Source organism: Actinomadura bangladeshensis, from assembly GCF_004348335.1.
In the GTDB taxonomy this organism is placed as follows: Bacteria; Actinomycetota; Actinomycetes; order Streptosporangiales; family Streptosporangiaceae; genus Spirillospora; species Spirillospora bangladeshensis.
Map to the genome: position 1 here is coordinate 14,718 of NZ_SMJW01000060.1, position 20,914 is coordinate 35,631.

Below are 20,914 nucleotides of genomic sequence, written 5' to 3' on the forward strand. Positions count from 1 at the left end.
TAGAGGAGCGGACGGACAGATCCGTAGGATCCTGGACATGATCGACGCGACGTGGCGGAGCGGCGATGTCGTCCTCGATCTGTACGAGGTGCTCGACGTGGTCGCCACGGGAGGCATGGGCCTGGTCTACCGGGTGCGGCACCGGGGCTGGGACGCCGAGCTGGCCGTGAAGGTGCCGCGGCCCGAGCTGGTCGGGTCCGAGCGGGCGCTGCGGGAGTTCGAGGCGGAGGCGGAGACGTGGGTCGGGCTCGGCCCGCATCCGCACATCGTGAACTGCGCGTACGTGCGCCGGCTCGGGACGCTGCCCGGCGTGTTCGCCGAATGGGTCGCCGGCGGCAGCCTCGCCGACGCGATCGCGGACGGGCGGCTGCGCGGCCCGGATCCGCGCCGCACGGCGGGACGGTTCATCGACGTCGCGATCCAGTTCGCCTGGGGGCTGGACCACGCGCACCGGCACGGGCTCGTCCACCAGGACGTCAAGCCCGCCAACGTGATGCTCACCCCGGACGGGACGGTGAAGGTCACCGACTTCGGGCTGGCCAAGGCGCGGATCCGCGCGGGCGAGGACGGGATCCCGCGCCCGGACGCCGACCCGGCCGTCAGCCTGGCCGGGCTGACCCCGGCGTACTGCTCCCCCGAGCAGGCGCGGGCGGCGGCGGACGGCCGCAGCACGCTGACCCGCGCGACGGACGTGTGGTCGTGGGCGCTCAGCGTGCTGTCGATGTTCACCGGCGGCCCGCCGGCGCGGTCGGGCGCGGCGGGCGGGCGCGCGTTCGAGGAGTTCGCGGCGCGGGCGCCGGGGGCGCTGCCGCCCGGTCTGGCGGCGGTGCTCCGCGCGTGCCTCCGGCCGGAGCCCTCGTCCCGCCCGGACCGGATGGACGAACCGGCCGAGCGGCTCGCCACCGTCTACGCGCAGGTCACCGGCGAGACCTATCCGCGGGGCCGGCCCGCCGCCGCGACGCTGCTGGCGGACGGGCTGTCGAACCAGGCGCTGTCCATGCTCGACCTCGGGCATCCCGACGCGGCCGAGGCGCTGTGGGAGCGGGCGCTGCGGGCGGATCCGCACCATCCGCACGCCGTCTTCAACCGCGGCCTGCACCTGTGGCGCGCGGGACGGATCACGGACGCGCAGCTGATCGGCGAGCTGGAGCAGGTCCGCGCGACGCACCCGGACGACTGGACCGGCGATCACCTGCTCGGCCTCGTCCACCTGGAGCGCGGCGACGCGGCCGCGGCGGCGGCGCTGCTGGAGGCGGCCGCCGGGCGGGCGGCGGGCGCTCCCGAACCGGCCGCCGCGCTGGAACGCGCGCGGCGGCTGCCCGTCCCGCCGCCGCCCGTCGTCCTGCGGGGGCACACCGACTCGGTCGTCGCCGTCGCCCTGGGGGCGGGCGCCGGGCCGGCGGTCAGCGGCGGGCGGGACGACGCGAACCCGCCGCGTCCCGGCTCCGAAGGCGGCACCGTGCGGGTCTGGGACCTGGCGGCCGGGCGCTGCCTGCACGCGCTTCCCGCGCATTCCGCCGGGCTCGCGGGCGGGGTGCGGGCGGTTGCGCTGAGCCCGTGCGGACGGTTCCTGGCCTCCGCCGGCGCGGACCGGGCCGTGCTCGTCTGGGACGCCGCCGCCGGACGCCTCCTGCACCGGCTCGACGAGCACGCCGGCCGCGTCGACTCGCTCGCGTTCGCCCCGGACGGCTCCCTGCTGGTGTCGGCCACGGAGAACGGAAGGGTCCGGCTCTGGGACACCGGCGGCGGGCAGTGCGTCCGCACGCTGCAGAAGGAGCAGGACCTCGCGCCCCGCCTCGGCGGAGCCGTCGCGATGACCGGCGACGGCCATGTCGTCAGGTGGGAGCCCACCACCATGCGCCTGCGGGTGTGGAACGCGGCGAAGGGCATGCTCGTCCGGACGATGCCGATGCCGCGCGCCCAGGTCGTGCTCGGCACGACGGGACGTGTCGCGCTCGCCGTGACCGGGACGGAGCTGCGCGTCTGGGACGCCGTCGCGGGCGAACCCCTGCGGACCGTGGAACTCCCAGTGAAGCGCGACTCACGGTTCGCGGTCAGCGGCGACGGCGCGCGGGCGCTGTCGATCGACCCGGACGGCGTGCAGCTGTGGGACCTGGAGGAAGGACGGTGCCTGCGCACACTGCCGGCCGGCGGTGGTCACGGCGGGGCGCTGATGCTGAGCGACGACGGGCGCCGCGCCGTCACCGCGGCGGGGGGACCGACCGTCCTGGCGTGGCGGCTCGCGGACGCCGGACCGCGCTCGCCGTGGAGCCACGCCCGCCCCCGCACGGCGGCGGACCTCGCCCGCGAGGCCGACACGGCCGGCCTCGCGCTGGCCAGGGCCCGGCGGCTCGCGGACGGCGGGCACTGGGCGCCGGCCGCCGCGGAACTGCGCGCCGCCCGCAACGTCCCCGGCCACGAGCGCAGCCGCGACCTGCTCGACCTGTGGCGCGAGGCCGGGCGGCACGGCCGCCGGACGGCGCCGCTCGGCGCGTGGCGGGCGCGGGAGCTACCGGGCACCGGGGGCCGGGCCGTGAGCAGCAGCGTCCTGAGCAGCGGCGGCGTCCTCGCCCTGGCGTTCGGCGGCTGGCCGGTCGTGTGGCTCGTGGACGCGGCGTCCGGCGACTTCCTGCACACGCTGCAGGCGGGCGGCACGTCGGTCGACCGCATCGCGTTCACCCCCGACGGGCGCCGGCTGCTGACCGGAGCGAGTGACGGGAAGGTCCGGGTGTGGGACGTGGCGTCCGGTGAATGCGTCCGCGTCCTCTCCGGGCACCGGACCGCGGTCTGCGGGCTGGCGGTGAGCCCCGACGGGCGCCTCGCCGCCGCGGGCGGAGAGGACGGCACCGTCCGCGTCTGGGACCTCGCCAAGGGGAAGCGCAAGCACGTACTCAAGGGACACAGCGGGATGGTCCTCTCGCTCCACTTCGGCCCTGCCGCCGAGACCCTCCTGGTGGGCGACCTGCACCGCGTCGTGACGCTCTGGCGCCTGGACGAGCACCGTCCGCACGTCCTGCCGGGCCGGCCGCCGGCGGCCATGAGCGCGGACGGCCGCACGGTGGTGTCCTGCGGCCACACGGTCGGCACCCTCTGGACGGCGGACGGGACGACCGGTGAAGCCACCGGTTACATCCGCGGCCCGTCGGAGAACCTCGCCTCGATCCACCTGGACGCGGACGCCGGCATCGCCGCCACCATCGGCCCCGACCGGAACCTGCGCGTCTGGGATATGCGGGCCGAGCGCCTCCTGCACGCCCCGCCGGAGCCGGTCACCTGCCTGGTGCGCCGGGACGGGTTCGCGGTCACCGGCGGCCCCGACGGGACGCTGCGCGTCTGGGACCTCCCGGCCGGGCGCTGCCTCCACACCGTCAAGGCCCACCCCGCCGCCGTGGAGTGGGTCGGGCTCGGCGCCGACGCCCACCTCGCGGTGACCCGCGACCGGGACCACGTGCTGCGGGCCTGGGAGCTCGACTGGGACTACACGTTCGACGACGGACACGACGGATAAGGACGGTCACCATGATCCTCAGCTGTGCGGGCTGGGCGTGCACGCGGCTCATCTCGGTGTCGAAGGTGCCCGGCGGCAACCCCGTGGCGCGCGACGACCCCGAGGGCTTCGCCATCGAGTTCATGATCTGCGGGGACTGCGGCGCGAACTTCTGCGACCGCTGCCACGCCCCGGGATCGCGGTTCCGCGCGCCCCGCTGCGCGTCCTGCGGCGGGAGGCTCGTGCCCGGCACGAGGCTGGAGCAGGTCCGCGGGCGTCCCCGTCCCGCCGAGGCCGACCACCACCGGAAGGGCGTCGAACTGGTCGAGTCCGGGCGCCCCGAGGAGGCCCTGCGCGAGTTCGACGCGGCGCTCCGGCTCCGTCCCGGGTACGCGGCGGCCCACCATTGGCGCGGCGGCGCGCTCGTCCTGCTGCGGCGGGACGCCGAGGCCCTGGCCGCGTTCGAGGAGGCGCTCCGCCGCAACCCGTCCGATGTGGCGTCGCTCTACGAGAAGGCCGGCGCGCTGTCCCGCATGGAGCGCACGGACGAGGCCCTCGCCGCGTACGACCAGGCGATCGCCCTGCGTCCCGGCTATCCGGCGCCGCAGCTCAGCAGGGCCGCGATCCTCCTGAACTCGGGCCGCGACGCGGACGCGCTGGCGGCCGCCGACCACCTCATCCGCCTCATCGCCGCCGGGCGGGCCGTCGGCGCCGGCGCCTACGACGCGTCCACCGCGCACAGCATCAAGGGCGCCGCGCTCATCAAGCTCGGCCGCTACGAGGAGGCGCTCCCCGCCGTCGACTACGCCATCGACAACGGCCCCGACTCCTGGAACGACCACTACAACAAGTCCTACGCCCTCGAACGCCTGGGCCGCCTGGAGGAATCGGAGATCGCACGCGGGATCGCCGACTCCCTCCGCGGGCCCTGACCCGGCCACGCGGGTCGCCGGGTTTCACGGTTCGGGCAGGGTGAGGATCTCGGGCCCGTCGGGGGTGATGGCGATCGTGTGCTCGCTGTGGGCCGTCCGGCAGCCCGTCGCGCTGCGGAGCGTCCAGCCGTCGGCGTCGGTGACGAGGTCGTCGGTGTCGGCCATGATCCAGGGCTCCAGGGCCAGCAGCAGGCCGGGGCGCAGCTTGTACCCGCGGCCGGGCCTGCCGTTGTTCGAGACGTGCGGGTCCTGGTGCATCGTCGACCCGACGCCGTGGCCGCCGAACTGGGTGTTGATCGGGTACCCCGCCTCGCGCAGGACCGAGCCGATGGCGTGGGAGATGTCGCCGACGCGGGCGCCCGGCCGGGCGGCGGCGATCCCGGCCTGGAGGGCGCGTTCGGTCGCACTGATCATCGCGAGGCTCTCGGCGGGCCGCGCGTCGCCCACGATGAAGCTGATGGCCGAGTCGGCGACGATCCCGCCTTTGGAGACGGCCAGGTCGAGGGACAGCAGGTCGCCGTCGGCGAGGGTGTAGTCGTAGGGCCGTCCGTGGAGCACGGCGTCGTTGACGGACGTGCAGATGTAGTGGCCGAACGGCCCGCGCCCGAAGGACGGCGCGTAGTCGACGTAGCAGGACTCCGCGCCGGCTTCGACGATCATGGCCTTGGTCCACCGGTCGATGTCCCGCAGGTTCGTGCCGACCCCGGTACGGCTCTTGAGCGTCCGCAGGATGCCGGCGACGAGCGCGCCCGCGTCCCTCGCGCGGGGCAGGTCGGTGGCGTTCAGGATCTCGATCATGTACGGCCTTCCACAGCTGACCAATAACTATCCCGGCCATGGTATCCCGGTATTAGAATCGGCGGCATGGTCAGGTTGCCGCTCACTCCCGCGGAGGTCGAGCGCGGGCAGCGCCTCGGCGCCGTGCTGCGCCGCGCCAGGGGCGAACGCTCGATGCTCGACACCGCGCTGGACGCCGGCGTCTCGCCGGAGACCCTCCGGAAGATCGAGTCCGGCCGCGTCGCCACCCCGGCCTTCCCGACGATCGCGGCGATCGCCGGGGTCCTCGGCCTCTCACTCGACGCGGTATGGGCCGAGATCAACCGGGCCGAGCGCGATGCCGCCCCGGGCGGCGCGGGTACGCGGGTGGCCTCGTAGCGGGGAGGCGCGGATGGAGATCGGGGACGGGACGCTCGCGGTGGGCGCCGGGCGGCCGGCGGCGGAGAATTTCGCGCCGGGACTGCCGGGGCCGGTGTTCGCGGCGCATTACCACCTGGCCGGCGAGGCGAGCGGGCCTTTCACGTATGGGCGCGACTCCAATCCGACGTGGACGCTCCTTGAGCGGGCGATCGGGGAACTGGAGGGCGGGGCCGAGGTCGTTTCGTTCTCCTCCGGAATGGCGGCGGTGGCGGCCGTTCTGCTGTCGCAGGTGACGTCCGGTGACGTGGTCGTCCTGCCCGATGACTGCTACCAGGTGACGCGGTCCTTGAAAGGGCGGCTGGAATCGTACGGGGCGGTGGTGCGCATGGCGCCCACCGCCGGAGACGCGCAGATCGGAGCCCTGGACGGGGCTCGCCTGGTCTGGATCGAGTCGCCGTCCAATCCGGGCCTGGACGTGTGCGACATCGCACGGGTCGCCGAGGCCGCCCATGCGGCGGGGGCGCTGGTGGCGGTCGACAATACCCTCGCCACGCCCCTGGGGCAGCGGCCCTTGGAATTGGGCGCCGACTTCTCGGTCGCGAGCGACACCAAGGCGCTGACCGGGCACGGAGACCTGCTGCTCGGGCATGTCGCGACCCGCGATCCCGCATTGGCGGACGGGATCCGGCTGTGGCGCAAGACCGTGGGCGCCGTTCCCGGGCCGATGGAGGCGTGGCTCGCCCACCGGTCGCTGGCCACGCTGCAATTGCGGCTGGACCGGCAGGCCGCCAACGCGATGGCTTTGGCGGAGGCGCTGCGGGGGCGGGTTCCGGGGCTCAGGTATCCGGGGCTGCCGGACGATCCGGGGCACGAGGCCGCGGTCCGGCAGATGCGCCGGTTCGGGTGCGTCGTCTCGTTCACGCTGCCGGACGAAGAGGCCGCCGAGACATTCCTCGGATCGCTGCGGCTCGTCATGCAGGCCACCAGTTTCGGCAGCGTGCACAGTTCGGCGGAACGGCGCGGACGGTGGGGCGGCGACGCCGTCGAACCCGGCTTCATCCGTTTCTCCGTCGGTATCGAGGACACCGCGGATCTCGTCGCGGACGTCCTCCAGGCCCTGGAGAAAACCGCGTGATTCGCGGAGGCGGGCCGTTGTAGCGTGGCCCGCCATGAGCGACGCGCGGGCACTTCTGGAAAGCGGCGACATCGCCGGGCTGATCCGGCATCTGCGGTCCAACGCCGACGGCATGGAACTGCGCGAGATCGCGCGGCTCATGGAGGGCGCGGCCGAACTGTCGGGATTCGACGACCTGCGGGACGCGGCGCGGGCGATGGCCCGCGCGCAGGAGCCGCAGCAGCTCTTCGACTTCGGCTACGCGTGCATCGAGCGCGGTGTCCCCTTCCTCGCGATCCCCCCGCTGCGGCGCGCGGTGGAGCTGATGCCGGACGAGCCCGTGCTGGTCATGGAGCTCGTTTCCGCGCTGGAGCGGGAGAACCGCCACGCCGAGGCGGTCGCGGTCCTGGAGCCGCGGGTGGATTCGCTCGGTCCGTGGCCCGCGCGCTACCTGCTCGCCTACAACGCGCTGTTCTCCGGGGACGTCGGCCGGGCCGGGCGGGAGGCGGGCCGGCTGCCCGCGCCCGAGGGCGCGGACGAGCAGTGGCTGCCCGCCCGCGACCGCCTCGCCCGGATGATCGCGCGGGCGGTCGCGGTGCGGGCCGTCGCCCCGCTGGACGCGCGCGACCTGCGCGGCTGGCATTTCGCGCTCACCGGCGGGTTCCTCGCCACGATCTCGCCGTACGGGTTCGAGGACGGCATGACGGGCCGGTTCGCCTACATGTCCGACGGTTTCCCGATGTGCCGGCGGAGCCTCGACCGGCTGCGGCTGGTCCTGGACGCGGCGGGGCGGCGGCCGGCGTCGGTCGGGCTGCTCCCCGACCGGTCGAGCACGATCCTCGGGCTGGCGGCGGCGCGGCTGCTCGGCCTGCCCGCCGAGCCGTTCGCGCCCGGCCGCCCCGATGTGCTCGTCGTCGCCTACGACCTGAACGAGACCGAGGCGGAGGGGCTGCGCGAGCGGGCCGAGGGGCAGGTGCTCTTCGAGCACGCGTCCTGCTGGACCGACCCGCCCGTGGTCAGCGCCGATGTCACCGGGTTCCTGCACCAGATCGTGAAGTCGCCGTGGGGCGAGCAGTTGCGCATCACGCCCGAAGGTCGGGCCGAGACCATGCCGCCGGACGAGCGTCCCGTGGAGGAACTGGCCGCCGAGATCGTCCGGGCGGCCCCGGAGGCGGTCGAGGACGACGGCGCGCCGCCGGACCCCGACGAGGTGCTCGCCGGGATGGTCCGCGCCGTCCGCGGCCACTGGCTCACCGGGCCGAGGGACGCGGTGCGCGACCCCGGCCCGGTGCGCAGCAGCCGCTTCGCCTAGTTCGCCGGGGAGGCCGTCAGGGCCGTCAGGTCGGCGAGGAGTTCGGAGACGAGGACCGGGTCGAGGTCCGCGAAGCCGTTCTCGATGACGCGGGACGGCTCGTAGCCGCCCGCGCGCTTCCCGATCCAGACGTGCTCGATCCTCTGCTCGGGGTTGAGGTCGGTGTAGCCGACCGCGATGCCGGGCCTCAGGTCGAGCACCACGGCCACGTCCGGGGCGAGCGTCCAGGACATCCAGTGCTCGATGCCGTTGTCCTGCGGCGCGCCCCGGCTCCACGCGGTCCGGGTGAGGCCGAGGAGCCTGCCGGTCGGGACGGTCAGGCCCTCGAACCGGGCCAGCCGGCCGTCCGCACCCTCCCCGTCGGCGAGGGTGTGGACGGGCCGCCCGAGCTGCGGGAACGGCTGCAGGATCTCGTAGTCGCCGAACACCTCCGACCACGCGTCCAGGGTCTCCCCCAGCTCCAGCGGGTGCGCGATCTGGACCGCCGCCGACTCCGGCAGCTCCACCGCGTCGTCGTTCAGGTCGGCGAACGTCAGGTCCTCGGCGACGCGGAAGGCCCGGTCGCCGCCCAGCCAGACCAGGCGCCGCGCGAGGTGGCGCATCAGCGGATGGCCGACGACGTACTCGCCGAACTCGGCGGTCGTCCACTTCCGGCCCATGACCATGGCCGTCTCCAGCCGGGCGACCTGGACGGACGCCACGGCCCGCAGCTCCTTCTTCAGCTCCGCGAACCGCTGGTAGGCGGCGGGCGCCAAGTCGGGGTCGTCCTTGGCGCCCGGCTTGGGCAGCGACGTGCGGGCTTTGCCGGTGTCGTCCGCGACGGCGGGCCTGAGCTGCTCGTCGAAGCCGACGGTGAACCGGCGCGGCCCGTAGTCGAGGGTGAGGACGCCGCCGTCGTCCAGGCCGAAGCTCGGGACGAGGCGGTCGGCGAGCTGGTCAGGGGTCAGGCCGCGCCGCTCGGCCGCGGACGCCAGCCGGCGCCGCGCCTCCTCCCTCAGCCCCTTGTACTTCACCTTCTGCGCGATGCCGTCGAGCTGCGTGAGGGCGGCGTCGCCGCCGATCTCGACGAGGACGCCGAGCCCCTGCACCGCGCGCCCGTGCCCGCCGGGCTGCCCCGGCCACTTCTTGATGTGCGGGGTGAGGCGGCGGACGATCGCGTCGTCGCCGAACCGCCCGAGCATGGACAGCACGAACCCGCTGCGGCCGGGGAAGCGGGCCGCCTCCCACGCCTCGAACAGCGCCCATGAGAACGCGGCGAGCGACTCCGGCCCGCACACCTCGGCGGCGCCGTCCACGACCGGGGCGACGTCGATGCCCCGGCTGTCCGGCACCGTCATGGCGAGCAGCAGGTTGCGGACCGCGTCCGGCGGCAGTTCCCCGCCGTCCGTCAGGGCCGGCCGGGGCAGTGCGTCCAGGTCCAGCCATTTCGGGAGCGGCGGGGGCTTGTACGGCGGGTCGGCGAGGGGGGCCGCCGGTGCGGCGGCGAGGAGGGCCGCGATCGCGTCCGCGGCCTCGTCACCGTGGACGCGGGCGGCCCCGGTGACGTCCCCCTCGATGGTCCGCAGCGCCGCCGCCGCGTTGCGTCGCGGGCCGACGCGTTTGCCGAGCGCGTCCGGCACCAGGTACGGGACGGCGGCGAGGCCGTGCCGCGCGAACCACTCGCGGGCGAGGCGCCGCGCCGACTTCAGCCGGTACAGCCAGTCCGCGTGCAGGCGGGCGACGTCGGCGGACAGGAACGGCAGCAGGATCGGCCCCGTCCCGAACGGGTTCTGCCTGGCCAGCCGGAGCGACACGTCCCACGCGTCGGTCTCGAAGCGCGCGACGATCGAGCGGAGCGAGTGGGCGAAGTCCCAGGTCACCTTCGGCTGCCAGCCGGCCAGCAGCGGGCGGGCCAGATGCTCGGGCGCCTGCGCGAGGAACGCGGCCCGGGTCGGCTCGTAGCTCATCCGGCCGTCCCGGAACTGCTCGGCGGCCTCCTCCCACTCGCCGTCCCGCCAGGACTCGTACACGCGGGTCGCCGCCCACTGCTCGCGCTCGCCCGGCGCCCAGCGGATCTCGCGGCCGTCCGGCGGTACAAGGCCCGCGACGAGGACCGGCACTTCGCCGGACGGGGTCCCGGCGGACTTGCGCGCCTCCCACGGCGGTTCCAGCAGCGCCTTCGGCAGTTCCATGGGTTCCCTCTCAGGTCAGGGTGGCGAGGTCGGCGAGGATCTCCGACGCGGTGACCGCGTCGAGGTCGGCGAAGGAGCCGGTCGGCTCCCCCCGGCCGATCCAGAACTGCTCCGGCCGGGCGGCGAGGGCGACCGTCTCCAGCGTCTGGTCGGGGAACTCCTCCGGGACGCCGACGGCGATGCCGGGATCGAGCTCGATGACCAGGTACCGGCCGTTCGGGAGCAGCCGGGAGATCCAGCACTCCACGCCCGCGTCCTGCGGCTCGCCGCGCCGCCAGCCGCGCGACGTCAGCCCGAGGATCCTCCCGACCGGGACCGTCCGCCCCTCCAGGCGGGTCAGCCGCCCGGCCGCGCGCTCCTCGTCCGACAGCCGGTGGACGACCCGCCCGAGCTGCGGGAACGGCTGCAGGATCTCGTAGTCGGCGAACACGTCCGCCCAGGCGTCGAGCGCGCCGTCCAGGTCGACGGGGTGCGCGATGCCCACGGCCGCCGAGTCCGCGATGGTGAGCACGTCGTCGTCCACGTCGGCGTAGGTGCCGTCCTCGGCGACGCGGAACGCGGTCGTCTTGCCGCCGCCCCCCTCACCGTCTGATTCACCGTCGAAGGCGAGCCACACCAGGCGCCGGACGATGTGCCGGACGAGCGGATGCCCGGCGAGCAGCTCCTCGAACTCCCGTACCGGCCAGCGCCGCCGCGTGACCATGCACGCTTCGAGGCGGCGGATCTGGTCGGCGGCGGCGGTCCGCACGTCCTTCTTGAGCGTGGAGAACGCCTTGTACGCGGCGGGCGCGAGGTCGGGGTCGTCCTTGGCGCCCGGTTTGGGGAGGGCCTTGCGGCGCTTGCCGTCCTCGTCCATGACGAACGGCTTGAGCTGCTCGTCGAACCCGACGGTGAAGCGGCGCGGCCCGTAGTCGAGGACCATGCTCCCGTCCGCGTCCAGCCCGAAGTCGGGGACGAGCCGGTCGGCGAGCTGGTCGGCGGTCAGCTCCAGCTCGGCGGCGACCTCCTCGATCTTCTCCTGCGCCTTGGCCTTCAGCCCCTTGAACTTCACGCGCTGCGCGATGCCGTGCAGGTGCATGAGGGCGACGTCGGTGCCGATGGCGGCGAGGACGTCCAGCCCGGTGACGGCCTTGGTGTGCCCGCCCTCGCCCGGCCATGCCCGGATCAGCGGGGTGAGTCGGCGGACGGTCTCGTCGTCGCCGGTCGCCCCGAGCTGCGCCAGCGCCCACCCCTGCTTGGACGGCGCGCCCAGCGTCAGCCAGCTCTGGAACAGCGCCCGGCCGAACCCGGCGAGCGACTCCGGGTCGCACAGTTCGCGGACGACGCCGAACCCCGCGTACTCCTCCCCGGGCCCGGTCATCGCCAGCATGGTCACCACGTGCTCCGCGGCGGCGGCCGGGAGGGCGTGTGCGCGGTCGCGGAGAAGGATCTGCGGGAGGAGGCGCGCGTCGGCCCAGTCCCCGACGACGGGCATCTTCGGGGGGAGGATGTCCAGGGGGTCGGCGGACAGGAACCGCTCGATCGCGTCGGCCGCCTTGTCGCCGTGGACGCGGGCCGCCTCGACGACCGCCTCCGACCCGTGCCGGGCCGCGATGAGCCGCAGCGCGTTCTCGGCGGCGCGGCGCGCGGGGCCCGCCTTGCCCAGCGCGTCCGGCAGCAGCGCCGGGGCGGCCGCGGGACCGTGCCGCCGGAACCAGGCGCGCGCCGTCTTCCCGGCCTGCTTGAGCCGGACGAGCCAGTCGGCCATGAGCCGCGCGACCTCGTCGCTCAGGTAGGGCATCAGGAGACGGCCGCAGTCCACGGGGTCCTGCCGGGCCGCGTCCAGGGCGCCGTCGAGCACGTCCAGCTCGAACCGGGCCACCAGGACCCGGCCGACCTCGTCCATGTCCCACATTCGGGGCGGCTGCCACTCGGCGACCAGCGGGCGCACCAGTTCCTCGGGCGCCTCGGTGAGGAACATGGCCTGCTCGTAGTAGTACTGCTCCCTCTTCCGGAACCGCTCCGCGTGGACCTCCCAGTCCAGGCGCTCGACCCAGGGCCAGCGCTGGTGCGGTCCGGCCAGCCAGGCGTCGCGCTCCCCCGGCTCCCAGACGATCGAGCGCGTGCCGGGCGACGGCAGGTCCTTGATGACGGCGGGCTTGGCCTTCCCCCGGGGACGGGTCCACGGCGGGGCCGTGAGCAGCGGCGGCAGCTCCTCCGCCGGCGCCTCCGGGACCCGGACGACGGACGCGCGAATCTCCTCGATCGCCGCCCGGGACTCCTCCGGCAGCCCCGGCAGCATCTCCTCCACCAGCTCCGGATAGGTGAGGACGTGCATGCGCAGCGCCGCGTCCGTCGCCGTCCCGCGCGCCGGACCCGCCAGCAGGCGCAGCGCGCGCGCCGGGTACGTCCGGGCGGCGGCGAGCACCCTGGGCGAGACGTACCGTTCGCCGATCCGGTCGGCGAGGACCTGGAACGCCTCGTCGGCGGGCAGCGCGGCGAGGATGTCCAGCACGGTCTCCTTCTGAGCCGCGCCGATGTGCTCGTCGTCGAGGGATTCCGCCAGCAGCGGCACCGCGCCGGTGCCGACACCGTCCAGCAGGGTGGCGAGGGTGCTCAGGCCGCGCTCCCGGTAGCCGAGCGGGAACCGGCCGGGGTCGGCCTGACGGGGGCTTCCGAGCGAGCAGAACAGCATCCAGCGGATGGACGCGTGGTGGTGCGGCAGGCCCGCGATCGCAGGATCCGCGCAGACCTCGTCGACCCAGTCCCGCCGGGTCGGCACCAGGTAGGAGACGACCAGCCGCTGCAGGGACGTCCGCCGGCGGGCGGCCAGCCGCTCGACCGCCTCGGCGTACACGTCGTCGCCGGCGGCGGCCAGCAGCGCGCGCAGGTGTCGGGGCGCCCACTCCTGCGTCCACCAGCCGCCGACATGGTCGGACGGCACGCGGTCGCGGACGCCGGCCCAGGTCCGCCGGAGTCCCCCCTGCCGGTAGTCGAGCGTGAAGGTCACCAGTTCCGCAAATGCGCATGCGGCGAACGGCAGGCCGTGCTCGGCGGGCCACGCGTCCGGGAACGGGGCCTTGCCGCCGAGTTCGACCAGCCCGCCCTGGGCGATCGCGACCTCGGCGGCCACGGCGGCGCCGAGCGGGTCGGGCTCGCCGCCCAGGTAGGCGCGGGCGTGCTCGGCCAGCGCCGGCGTCGTGCCGGGCAGGGCCAGGACCTCCTCGACACGGCCGCGCGCGGCGTCGAGCAGCGCCCGCATCCTCCCGAGCGCGGCGCCGTCGGCGGGTACCGCCGGGTACGGCGGCCGGTCGCGGCGCGGATGGACCAGCTTCCGCCACGCGGCCGGCATCTCCCAGGTGTCCTCGTCGGCCGTCCTCGGCCCCGTCGTGCTCATGGCGCCACACGTTAGGGGAGATCACCGACAAAGCGATCAAGATCGGTCGCGCATGTCCGCCTCGACGGCGTCGGCGGCCTTGCGGGCGGCGACCAGCACCGGATCCCAGACGGGCGCGAACGGCGGCGCGTAGCCGAGGTCGAGGCCGGTCATCTCCTCGACCGTCATCCGGTTCCACAGCGCGATCGCGAGGCCGTCGATCCGCTTGGCGGCGTTCTCCCGCCCGACGATCTGCGCGCCGAGCAGCCTCCCCGACCGGCGCTCGGCGACCAGCTTCGTCCTCATCTCGGTGGCGCCCGGGTGGTACCCGGCGCGGGTGGTGGACGCGATGGTCGCGGTCACCGCCGCGAACCCGGCGGCGGCCGCCTCCCGCTCGTTCAGGCCGGTCCGCGCCACCTCCCAGTCGCAGATCTTGGACACCGCGGTGCCGAGGACGCCGGGGAAGGTGGCGTAGCCGCCGCCGAGGTTGATGCCGGCGACCCGCCCCTGCTTGTTGGCGTGCGTGCCGAGCGCGATCGCGACCGGGCCGCCCGACACCAGGTGCCGGTTCTCGACGCAGTCGCCGGCCGCCCACACCCGCTCCGACCGGGTCCGCATCCGCCGGTCGGTGACGATGCCGCCGGTCGGGCCGACCTCGATCCCCGCCTCGCGGGCCAGCCGCGAGGCGGGCTTCACGCCGAGGCCGAGGACGACCAGGTCCGCCGGCAGCGTCCGGGACCCGGTGCGGACGGCGGTGACGTGCCCGTCCGGTCCGGTGTCGAAGCCCTCCACCGGCTCCCCCAGGTACAGGTGCACGCCGAGGCCGCGCATCGCGTCCGCGATCATCGCGCCCATGTCCGGGTCGAGGGTCCCCATCGGCTGGTCGGCGGCGTCCACCAGGGACACCTCGAGCCCGCGCATCACCATCGCCTCGGCCATCTCCAGGCCGATGTAGCCGCCGCCGACCACGACGGCGCGGCGCGGTGACCGGTCGTCGAGCGCGCGGACGATCGCCACCCCGTCGTCGAGGACCTGCACGCCGTGGACGCCCGCCGCGTCGGCTCCCGGCAGCCGCGGCCGGGCGGGGACGGCGCCGGTCGCGACCACGAGGTCGTCGTAGGGCTCCCAGCGCTCGCCGCCGTCGGCGTCCCGGACGCGCACCCGGCCCCGGTCGGTGTCGATCTCCACGGCCTCGGTGCGCATCCGCAGCTCGATGCCGCGCTCGGCGAACTCGGCGGGGGTGCGGGCGATCAGCTTGTCCAGGTCCTCGACCACGCCGCCGACGAAGTACGGGATGCCGCACGCCGAGTAGGACGCGTAGTGCCCGCGCTCGACGGCGACGATCTCCAGCTCGTCCGGGCCGCGCCGCCTGCGGGCCTGGGACGCGGCGCTCATCCCGGCGGCGTCGGCTCCGATGACGAGCAGGCGTTCGCGTGCGGCCATTCCGATTCCTCCCCAATGATCGTCTTTCACCGACCATAGACGCGGCGGGCGTTGCCGGACGCGATCAGGCCCGCGACGCGTTCGGCGTCCGCGGCCGTCCACGCGCCGTCCTCCACCCCGCCGGCGAGGAACCCGGCGAGCCCGTGCCGGAACAGCAGCGCGCCCAGGTGGTACAGCTCGGCGAGCCCGAACGCGTCCGAGGAGTAGAGCACCTTCCCGAACGGCGCCAGCTCCAGCAGCTCGGCGATCAGCGCGGGCGCCCGGTGCCCGAGGTTGTGGGTGGCGAGGCCCGCGTCGACGTACACGTTCGGGAGCACCTGCGCGAGGTAGCCGGCGTGCCGGTGGAACGGGTAGTTGTGCAGCAGCAGCGCCGGGGAGGGGTCCATGGCGCGCAGCAGTTCGATCAGCAGCAGCGGGTCGCCGCGCCGCAGGTCGGCGTCCACGTCCCCGTACCCGACGTGGAACTGGACGGGCAGCCCCGCGTCGACCGCGCACCAGACCAGGAACCGGTGCAGGATCTCCTCGCACACGCGCGGCCCGGTCCCGCCCTGCTCGGCCGCGAGCATCAGCCGCCCCGCCGCCCCGGTCACCTCCGCGTCGGACGGCCGCGGCCCGGACAGCTCCAGCCCCGCCCGGTAGGCGGCGATCGACTTGGCGCCCACGACGCCGCCCGCGGCCGTGCGGGCGCCGAGCCGGGAGCGCACCTCGTCCGCGAAGCCCGCGGCCGTGGCGCCGCCGGCCGCGACCTCCTCGGCGACGGCCTCCAGCCGGACGATCTCGCGGGCGTCCGCGCCGGCGAGCCGGCCCAGCTCGGGCGGGCCGAGCAGCGCCTCCGGGGTGTGGCCGGTGTCGACGTACAGGGCGTCCAGCCCGGCCGCGGCGAGGAAGCGCGCGTTGACCTGCGCCGCGCCGAGTTCGGCGCGGCGCGCCAGGTAGGCGTCCGGCTCCGCGTGCGCCTCCAGGCCCAGGACGGGCGGGCACCAGCGCCGCAGCGCGAACCCCACCTGCGTGTCGAACATGCTGACGCCCGGCGGGCCCGCCGACGCCGCCTCGGTGAGCGACTCCTCGAACGCCGCCCGGCCGAGATCGCGGTCGCGGACGCCGTGGCAGTGGTGGTCCACGAGCGGCAGCGACTCCAGGTACTCCAGCACGGCACCCGCCTCCCTGAGCCCGTCCTACCTGAAACGGGCCGGTGTTCTCCCTACGATGCCTGTACGGGCCCTGCCCGCGTCCGCCGCCGCCACTCCGACCTGGGAGCCAGCACCGTGGAACAGACCCCTCGAACCGCGCTCGGCGGGCCCGGCCTCGACGGGTACGCGCTCGACGGGCGGGAGCGGGCCCGGCTCGGCGGGCGGGCCGCCGAGGCCGCCCGGCGGCTGGCCGGGCAGGGCGTCGTGGCGGTCGCGCTGACCTGGGTCGACGTCAGCGGCATCACCCGCACCAAGACCGTCCCGGTGGAGCGGCTGGAGCACGCCGCCGCGTGGGGCGTCGGGATGTCCCCGGTGTTCGACGTGTTCCTGCTGGACGACTCCATCGTGTCGGGGCGGTACATCGGCGGCCCCACCGGTGATCTGCGGCTCCATCCCGTCCTGGAGCGGCTCGTGCCGATGGCGGCGCTGCCCGGCTGGGCGCACGCGCCCGCGCTCCGCTACGCGCAGGACGGCACCCCGCACCCGCTGGACGCGCGGGCCCTGCTGCGCCGGGAGACCGACCGGCTCTCGGCGCTCGGCTGGTCGGTGCGGGGCGCGTTCGAGATCGAATGGGCGGTGTCGAAGGACGGCGGGGACGGCTTCACCCCCGCCGGAAAGGGCCCCGCCTACGGGATGACCCGGGTCACCGAGCTGGCCGGCTACCTCCGGGACGTCCTCGGGGCGCTGAAGGAGACCGGTGTCACGGTCGTCCAGATGCACCCCGAGTACGCGGCCGGGCAGTACGAGGTGTCGGTGGCGGCCGAGGATCCGCTCGGCGCCGCCGACACCGCGGTCGTGGTCCGGGAGACGATCCGGGCGGTGACGATCGGGCACGGCATGGCCGCGTCCTTCTCCCCCAAGGTCGAGGCCGGCGCGGTCGGCAACGGCGCACACGTCCACCTCAGCCTGTGGCGGGAGAGCGCGGCGGACGGCCCGGCCAACGCGATGGCGGGCGGCTCCGGCCCGTACGGGATGACGGCGGCCGGGGAGGCGTTCGCCGCCGGGATCCTGCGGCACCTGCCCGCGCTGCTGGCGGTCGGCGCGCCGGCGGTGGCGAGCTACCTGCGGCTGGTCCCCTCGCACTGGGCGGGCTCGTACGCGTGCTGGGGGCTGGAGAACCGGGAGGCGGCGCTCCGGTTCGTCACCGGCGCCGAGGGCGAGCGGGCGACGGCGGCGAACCTGGAGGTCAAGTGCCTGGACGGCGCCGCCAACCCGTACCTGCTGCTGGCGGCGCTCCTCGCCGCCGGGCGGGACGGGCTGGGCGCCGACCTGCGGCTGCCCGAGCCCGTGAACGTCGACCCGGTCGGCCTGTCCGACGCCGAGCGCGCGGCCAGGGGCGTCGAGCCGCTCCCGTCGTCACTGGCGGAGTCGGTCGCGGCGTTCGAGGCGGACGCCGTCCTGCGGGACGCGCTCGGCGAGGCGGTGGCCGACACCGTCGTCACCGTGCGCCGCGGGGAGATCGACCTGCTGGGCGGGGCCGCGCCGGAGCGGATCGCGGCGGCCACCCGCTGGCGCCACTGACGGACCGGAGGCACGGGCGATGCGGGTCACTGGCTACCGGAGCCACGGGGTGTCGGCGGCGGTGGCGCTGGTCAACGCCGTGACCGGCGCCGGCGGGGACGACTCGCCCGGCGCGCTGCGCCGCATCCTGCGCGAGAACGACTTCTTCTGGCGCGAGTTCGAGGACGCCGACGCCGGCGAGTTCCGCCGCTGGGGCCGCGTTCTGCGGCCGTTCTTCGAGGCCGGCCGGCTGGAGGACGCGACGGCGCTGCTGAACCGGCTGATGCTGGAGATCCCCATGCATCCGCACCTGTCCGACCACGAGCCGCACGGCCTGCACATGCACTACGCGCCGCCGTCGTCGCGATTGCCGGACCGGTTCCGCGCGACCACGCTGATGAACCTCGCCGAGCTGGTCGTCGAGCACGGGCTCGGCCGGACCGGCGTCTGCGCCGCCGAGGGCTGCGACCGCGTGTACGCCGACACATCCCGGGCGGGGCGGCGCCGGTTCTGCTCGGAGGCGTGCGCGAACCGGACGAACGTGGCGGCGTTCCGCGCCCGGCACCGGACGTGACCTGCCCCGCATTCACGGCTTTGCCGCAATATTGCCGGTGCGGGGGAAAGACTCCCGGCATGCCACGCCCGTTCTTGCGCCCGGGGCCCGACCGGGGCGGCCGCGCCGGACGCTCGCCGCTGCAGGTGGCGACGGAGGTGCAGTCCACGGTCTACCGCATCGCCCGGCTGACCCTCACCGCCGTGCTGGCGTTCGTGCTGGCGGACGCGGTGCTGCCGCCGGACACGCCGGAGCCGCTGCTGTCGCCGCTGACCGCGCTGCTGGTCGTGCAGTTCTCCGTCGTCGGGACGATCAAGGCGAGCATCCTGCGGGTGCTCGCGGTCACCTCGGGGGTGCTGGTCGCGGTGATGGCCGCGTCCACCATCGGGTTCTCCTGGTGGGCGCTCGGCATCACGATCTGCGCCGCGCTCGTCATCGGGCACGTCCTGCGGCTCGGCGAGCACGTGCTGGAGGTGCCGATCTCCGCGATGCTGATCTTCGCGCTGGGCACGGCCAGCGGGGCGGGCGCGGCCGAGCGGGTGCTGGAGACGCTGATCGGCGCGGGCACCGGGCTGGCGGCGACGCTGCTGGTCCCGTCGGTGCGGGTGCGGCCGGCGGAGGACGCCGTCCAGGACGTCGCCGAGAAGCTGCGGGGGCTGATCGAGGGCATCGCGGACGGCCTGCGCGGCGACCGCACCGACGGGGAGGCGGCCCGCTGGCAGGAGGAGGCGGAGCGGCTCGCCCGCGAGCTGAGCCGCACCGACCAGGACCTCGGCGCCGCCGAGGAGAGCGTCAAGCTGAACCCGCGGGCGCGGCGGCTCGTCGACGCCGGCGTCGCGCTCCGCAACGCCATGGAGACGATGGAGCACTCCATGCTGTCGCTGCGCGGCCTGACCCGGTCCCTCGCCGACGACGAGGGGTTCGGCGACCGGGGCCGGCTGCTCACCGACCCGGCGCTGCGCGCCCGGCTCGCCGACGCGCTCTCGGGGATCGCCGCGAGCATCGCCGCCTACGGCCGGCTGGCCCGGTCCGACCTGGCCCGCGACGCCCGCCCCTTCCTCGCCGAGAACGACCTGGAGGTGCGGGTGGACGTGGCCCGCGAGCGCCGCGCCCGGCTGCGCCGCGACCTGCACGGGCGGGCCGCGGCCGGCGACCTGTGGCCGCTGTACGGCGAGGTGTCCATGGACATCGACCGGCTCATCGAGAACCTGCGGGTCGAGCACCGGACCCGCGCCCGCGAGCACTGGCGGCGGCACCGCGGCGCGACCCGGCACCTGCCCGCGCGGCCGGTCCAGGCCGTCCAGCAGGCCGGGCAGCAGCTCCGCCGGGCCGCCGGGTCCGCCGCCCAGGCGGCCGAGCGCACCACCCGCGGCCCGCGCGGCCCGCACGGCCCGCACGGCCCCGACGATCCCCGCGCCCCCGACGATCGCCGGTGACAGGGCAGCCTGGAGCGCGATGCCGCGCGACATGCCCGCGATGCCGCCGAACGGGCGCTTCACCGGCGACGCCGAGGAGGTCGACGAGGTCTACGCCCTCGCCGAGGACCTCCTCCTCACCGCCATCGAACGGTACGGGCGGGAGTGATCTGCGTCTCCGCGCGGATACCAACTTTCGGAGTCACCGCCGAGATCCTTATGCTTCGAGCATGCAGCAGGAGGACGAAACAGCCCGGGTGACCCTGGCTCAAGTGGCAGATCAGGCCGGCGTCTCCATTTCGACGGTTTCGAAAGTCCTCAACGGACGCGAGGACGTCGCCCGCAAGACGCGGCTCCGGGTGGAGCGCCTGCTGGAGCACCACGGCTACCGGCGCGGGTCCCGGTCGGGCCCCGACGCGCCGCTCATCGAGATCGTCCTCCACGAGATCGAGAGCCTCTGGACCATGGAGCTGATCCGGGGCGTGGAGAGCGTCGCCAAGGCCAACGGCGCGAGCCTGGTGCTGACCGAGAGCGGCACCCGGCACTCCCCCGGCCCGGAGTGGATCAGCGGGGTGCTCCGGCGCCGCCCGCTCGGCGTCGTGCTGACGTTCTCCAGCCTGCCCCCGGAGTACAAGAAGCGGCTGCGGTCCCGGTCGATCCCGTTCGTCATCATCGACCCGGCCGGCGACCCGGAGCCGGACGTCCCCTCGGTCGGCTCGGCCAACTGGTCCGGCGGGCTCGCCGCGACCCGGCACCTGATCGACCAGGGGCACCGCCGCATCGCGATCATCACCGGGCCGGCGGACATGCTGTGCTCCGTCGCGCGCCTGGACGGGTTCCGCTCCGCGATGAGCATGGCCGGGCTGGACGTCGAGCCGTCGTATGTGTCCTACGGCGACTTCCATGTGGAGGGCGGCTTCGAGCGGGCGATGGAGCTGCTCGGGCGCCCCGACCGGCCGACCGCGGTCTTCGCCGGGAGCGACCTGCAGGCGCTCGGGGTGCTGGAGGCGGCGCGGGTCCACGGGCTGCGGGTTCCCGAGGACCTGTCGGTCGTCGGGTACGACGACGTGGCGGTGGCGCCGTGGGCCAGTCCCGCGCTCACGACCGTCCACCAGCCGCTGCGGCAGATGGCGGAGTCCGCCGCCCAGATCATCCTCGGCATCCGCAACGGGGAGCCGGTCGCGACGCGGCTGGAGCTGTCCACGAGCCTGGTCGTCCGCAAGAGCACCGCCCCGCCGCCCGACCAGGGCTGAGACGAGGGAGCGCCTCCCCGCGGCCGGGGCCGGGCCGCGGGGAGGCGCTGCG

Annotated in this window: 15 protein-coding genes; 10 read left to right on the forward strand and 5 right to left on the reverse strand. The window is 75.1% G+C overall.

Annotated elements, in window-relative coordinates; all coding sequences use genetic code 11:
* The first annotated feature begins 37 nt into the window (after positions 1-37).
* Together E1284_RS14395 and E1284_RS14400 are read left to right on the forward strand one after the other, a co-directional pair.
* On the forward strand, positions 38-3,508 hold the full coding sequence (locus E1284_RS14395; RefSeq protein ID WP_131939575.1) for a protein kinase domain-containing protein: 3,471 nt from the start codon (positions 38-40) through the stop codon (positions 3,506-3,508).
* 11 nt (positions 3,509-3,519) lie between these two features.
* Complete coding sequence (locus E1284_RS14400; RefSeq protein ID WP_131939576.1) at positions 3,520-4,419, forward strand: tetratricopeptide repeat protein; 900 nt, start codon at positions 3,520-3,522, stop codon at positions 4,417-4,419.
* Positions 4,420-4,443: 24 nt separating this feature from the next.
* Here E1284_RS14400 and map read toward each other — a convergent pair whose 3' ends face one another.
* Complete coding sequence (gene map, locus E1284_RS14405; protein ID WP_131939577.1) at positions 4,444-5,217, reverse strand: type I methionyl aminopeptidase; 774 nt, start codon at positions 5,215-5,217, stop codon at positions 4,444-4,446.
* 66 nt (positions 5,218-5,283) lie between these two features.
* On the opposite strand from map, the gene E1284_RS14410 reads away from it, so the two are divergent.
* Genes E1284_RS14410 through E1284_RS14420 form a run of 3 tightly spaced genes read left to right on the forward strand, consistent with a single transcriptional unit; the run spans position 5,284 to position 7,982 of the window.
* Positions 5,284-5,574, forward strand: coding sequence for a helix-turn-helix domain-containing protein (locus E1284_RS14410; protein WP_131939578.1), 291 nt, complete (start codon positions 5,284-5,286; stop codon positions 5,572-5,574).
* 13 nt (positions 5,575-5,587) lie between these two features.
* Positions 5,588-6,691 (forward strand): cystathionine gamma-lyase, encoded by a 1,104-nt coding sequence (locus E1284_RS14415; RefSeq protein ID WP_131939579.1) that lies wholly within the window; start codon positions 5,588-5,590, stop codon positions 6,689-6,691.
* A gap of 34 nt (positions 6,692-6,725) precedes the next feature.
* Positions 6,726-7,982: a tetratricopeptide repeat protein gene (locus E1284_RS14420; RefSeq protein ID WP_131939580.1), complete on the forward strand. Its 1,257-nt coding sequence runs from the start codon at positions 6,726-6,728 to the stop codon at positions 7,980-7,982.
* On the opposite strand, the gene E1284_RS14425 is transcribed toward E1284_RS14420, so the two are convergent.
* Genes E1284_RS14425 through E1284_RS14440 form a run of 4 tightly spaced genes read right to left on the reverse strand, consistent with a single transcriptional unit; the run spans position 7,979 to position 16,102 of the window.
* On the reverse strand, positions 7,979-10,153 hold the full coding sequence (locus E1284_RS14425) for a DUF4132 domain-containing protein (protein WP_131939581.1): 2,175 nt from the start codon (positions 10,151-10,153) through the stop codon (positions 7,979-7,981). The two genes, E1284_RS14420 and E1284_RS14425, sit on opposite strands and share 4 nt — an antisense overlap.
* A gap of 10 nt (positions 10,154-10,163) precedes the next feature.
* The gene (locus E1284_RS14430; protein ID WP_131939582.1) at positions 10,164-13,529 is read right to left on the reverse strand and encodes a DUF4132 domain-containing protein; all 3,366 of its coding nucleotides are present in this window, start codon (positions 13,527-13,529) and stop codon (positions 10,164-10,166) included.
* Between the two features lie 36 nt (positions 13,530-13,565).
* Positions 13,566-14,951, reverse strand: a complete 1,386-nt coding sequence (locus E1284_RS14435) for an FAD-dependent oxidoreductase (RefSeq protein ID WP_131939583.1) — start codon at positions 14,949-14,951, stop codon at positions 13,566-13,568.
* A 26-nt stretch (positions 14,952-14,977) separates the two neighbouring features.
* Positions 14,978-16,102: an amidohydrolase family protein gene (locus E1284_RS14440; RefSeq protein WP_131939584.1), complete on the reverse strand. Its 1,125-nt coding sequence runs from the start codon at positions 16,100-16,102 to the stop codon at positions 14,978-14,980.
* Between the two features lie 114 nt (positions 16,103-16,216).
* Between E1284_RS14440 and E1284_RS14445 the strand changes: the two genes are divergently transcribed.
* The 5 genes from E1284_RS14445 (at position 16,217) to E1284_RS14460 (ending at position 20,862) form a co-directional block, all read left to right on the forward strand.
* Positions 16,217-17,662 (forward strand): type I glutamate--ammonia ligase, encoded by a 1,446-nt coding sequence (locus tag E1284_RS14445; protein ID WP_207923750.1) that lies wholly within the window; start codon positions 16,217-16,219, stop codon positions 17,660-17,662.
* 19 nt (positions 17,663-17,681) lie between these two features.
* Positions 17,682-18,215 (forward strand): CGNR zinc finger domain-containing protein, encoded by a 534-nt coding sequence (locus E1284_RS43075; RefSeq protein WP_243714479.1) that lies wholly within the window; start codon positions 17,682-17,684, stop codon positions 18,213-18,215.
* Between the two features lie 59 nt (positions 18,216-18,274).
* Complete coding sequence (locus tag E1284_RS14455; protein ID WP_131939585.1) at positions 18,275-19,630, forward strand: FUSC family protein; 1,356 nt, start codon at positions 18,275-18,277, stop codon at positions 19,628-19,630.
* 19 nt (positions 19,631-19,649) lie between these two features.
* Positions 19,650-19,778 carry a hypothetical protein gene (locus E1284_RS43660; RefSeq protein ID WP_279433042.1) on the forward strand — a complete coding sequence of 43 codons (129 nt, stop codon included), beginning with the start codon at positions 19,650-19,652 and terminating at the stop codon, positions 19,776-19,778.
* A gap of 61 nt (positions 19,779-19,839) precedes the next feature.
* A complete protein-coding gene (locus E1284_RS14460; protein WP_131939586.1) occupies positions 19,840-20,862 on the forward strand; it encodes a LacI family DNA-binding transcriptional regulator in 1,023 nt (340 codons plus the stop codon).
* Positions 20,863-20,914: the final 52 nt, after the last annotated feature.

Excerpts from the sequence above, each read along its gene's own strand:
- E1284_RS14455 (WP_131939585.1), top strand. The coding sequence starts at position 18,275 with ATGCCACGCCCGTTCTTGCGCCCGGGGCCCGACCGGGGCGGCCGCGCC.
- E1284_RS43075 (WP_243714479.1), top strand. The coding sequence starts at position 17,682 with ATGCGGGTCACTGGCTACCGGAGCCACGGGGTGTCGGCGGCGGTGGCG.
- E1284_RS14425 (WP_131939581.1), bottom strand. The coding sequence starts at position 10,153 with ATGGAACTGCCGAAGGCGCTGCTGGAACCGCCGTGGGAGGCGCGCAAG.
- E1284_RS14430 (WP_131939582.1), bottom strand. The coding sequence starts at position 13,529 with ATGAGCACGACGGGGCCGAGGACGGCCGACGAGGACACCTGGGAGATG.
- E1284_RS43660 (WP_279433042.1), top strand. The coding sequence starts at position 19,650 with ATGCCGCGCGACATGCCCGCGATGCCGCCGAACGGGCGCTTCACCGGC.
- E1284_RS14415 (WP_131939579.1), top strand. The coding sequence starts at position 5,588 with ATGGAGATCGGGGACGGGACGCTCGCGGTGGGCGCCGGGCGGCCGGCG.
- E1284_RS14395 (WP_131939575.1), top strand. The coding sequence starts at position 38 with ATGATCGACGCGACGTGGCGGAGCGGCGATGTCGTCCTCGATCTGTAC.
- E1284_RS14400 (WP_131939576.1), top strand. The coding sequence starts at position 3,520 with ATGATCCTCAGCTGTGCGGGCTGGGCGTGCACGCGGCTCATCTCGGTG.
- E1284_RS14410 (WP_131939578.1), top strand. The coding sequence starts at position 5,284 with ATGGTCAGGTTGCCGCTCACTCCCGCGGAGGTCGAGCGCGGGCAGCGC.
- E1284_RS14435 (WP_131939583.1), bottom strand. The coding sequence starts at position 14,951 with ATGGCCGCACGCGAACGCCTGCTCGTCATCGGAGCCGACGCCGCCGGG.
- E1284_RS14460 (WP_131939586.1), top strand. The coding sequence starts at position 19,840 with ATGCAGCAGGAGGACGAAACAGCCCGGGTGACCCTGGCTCAAGTGGCA.
- map (WP_131939577.1), bottom strand. The coding sequence starts at position 5,217 with ATGATCGAGATCCTGAACGCCACCGACCTGCCCCGCGCGAGGGACGCG.
- E1284_RS14420 (WP_131939580.1), top strand. The coding sequence starts at position 6,726 with ATGAGCGACGCGCGGGCACTTCTGGAAAGCGGCGACATCGCCGGGCTG.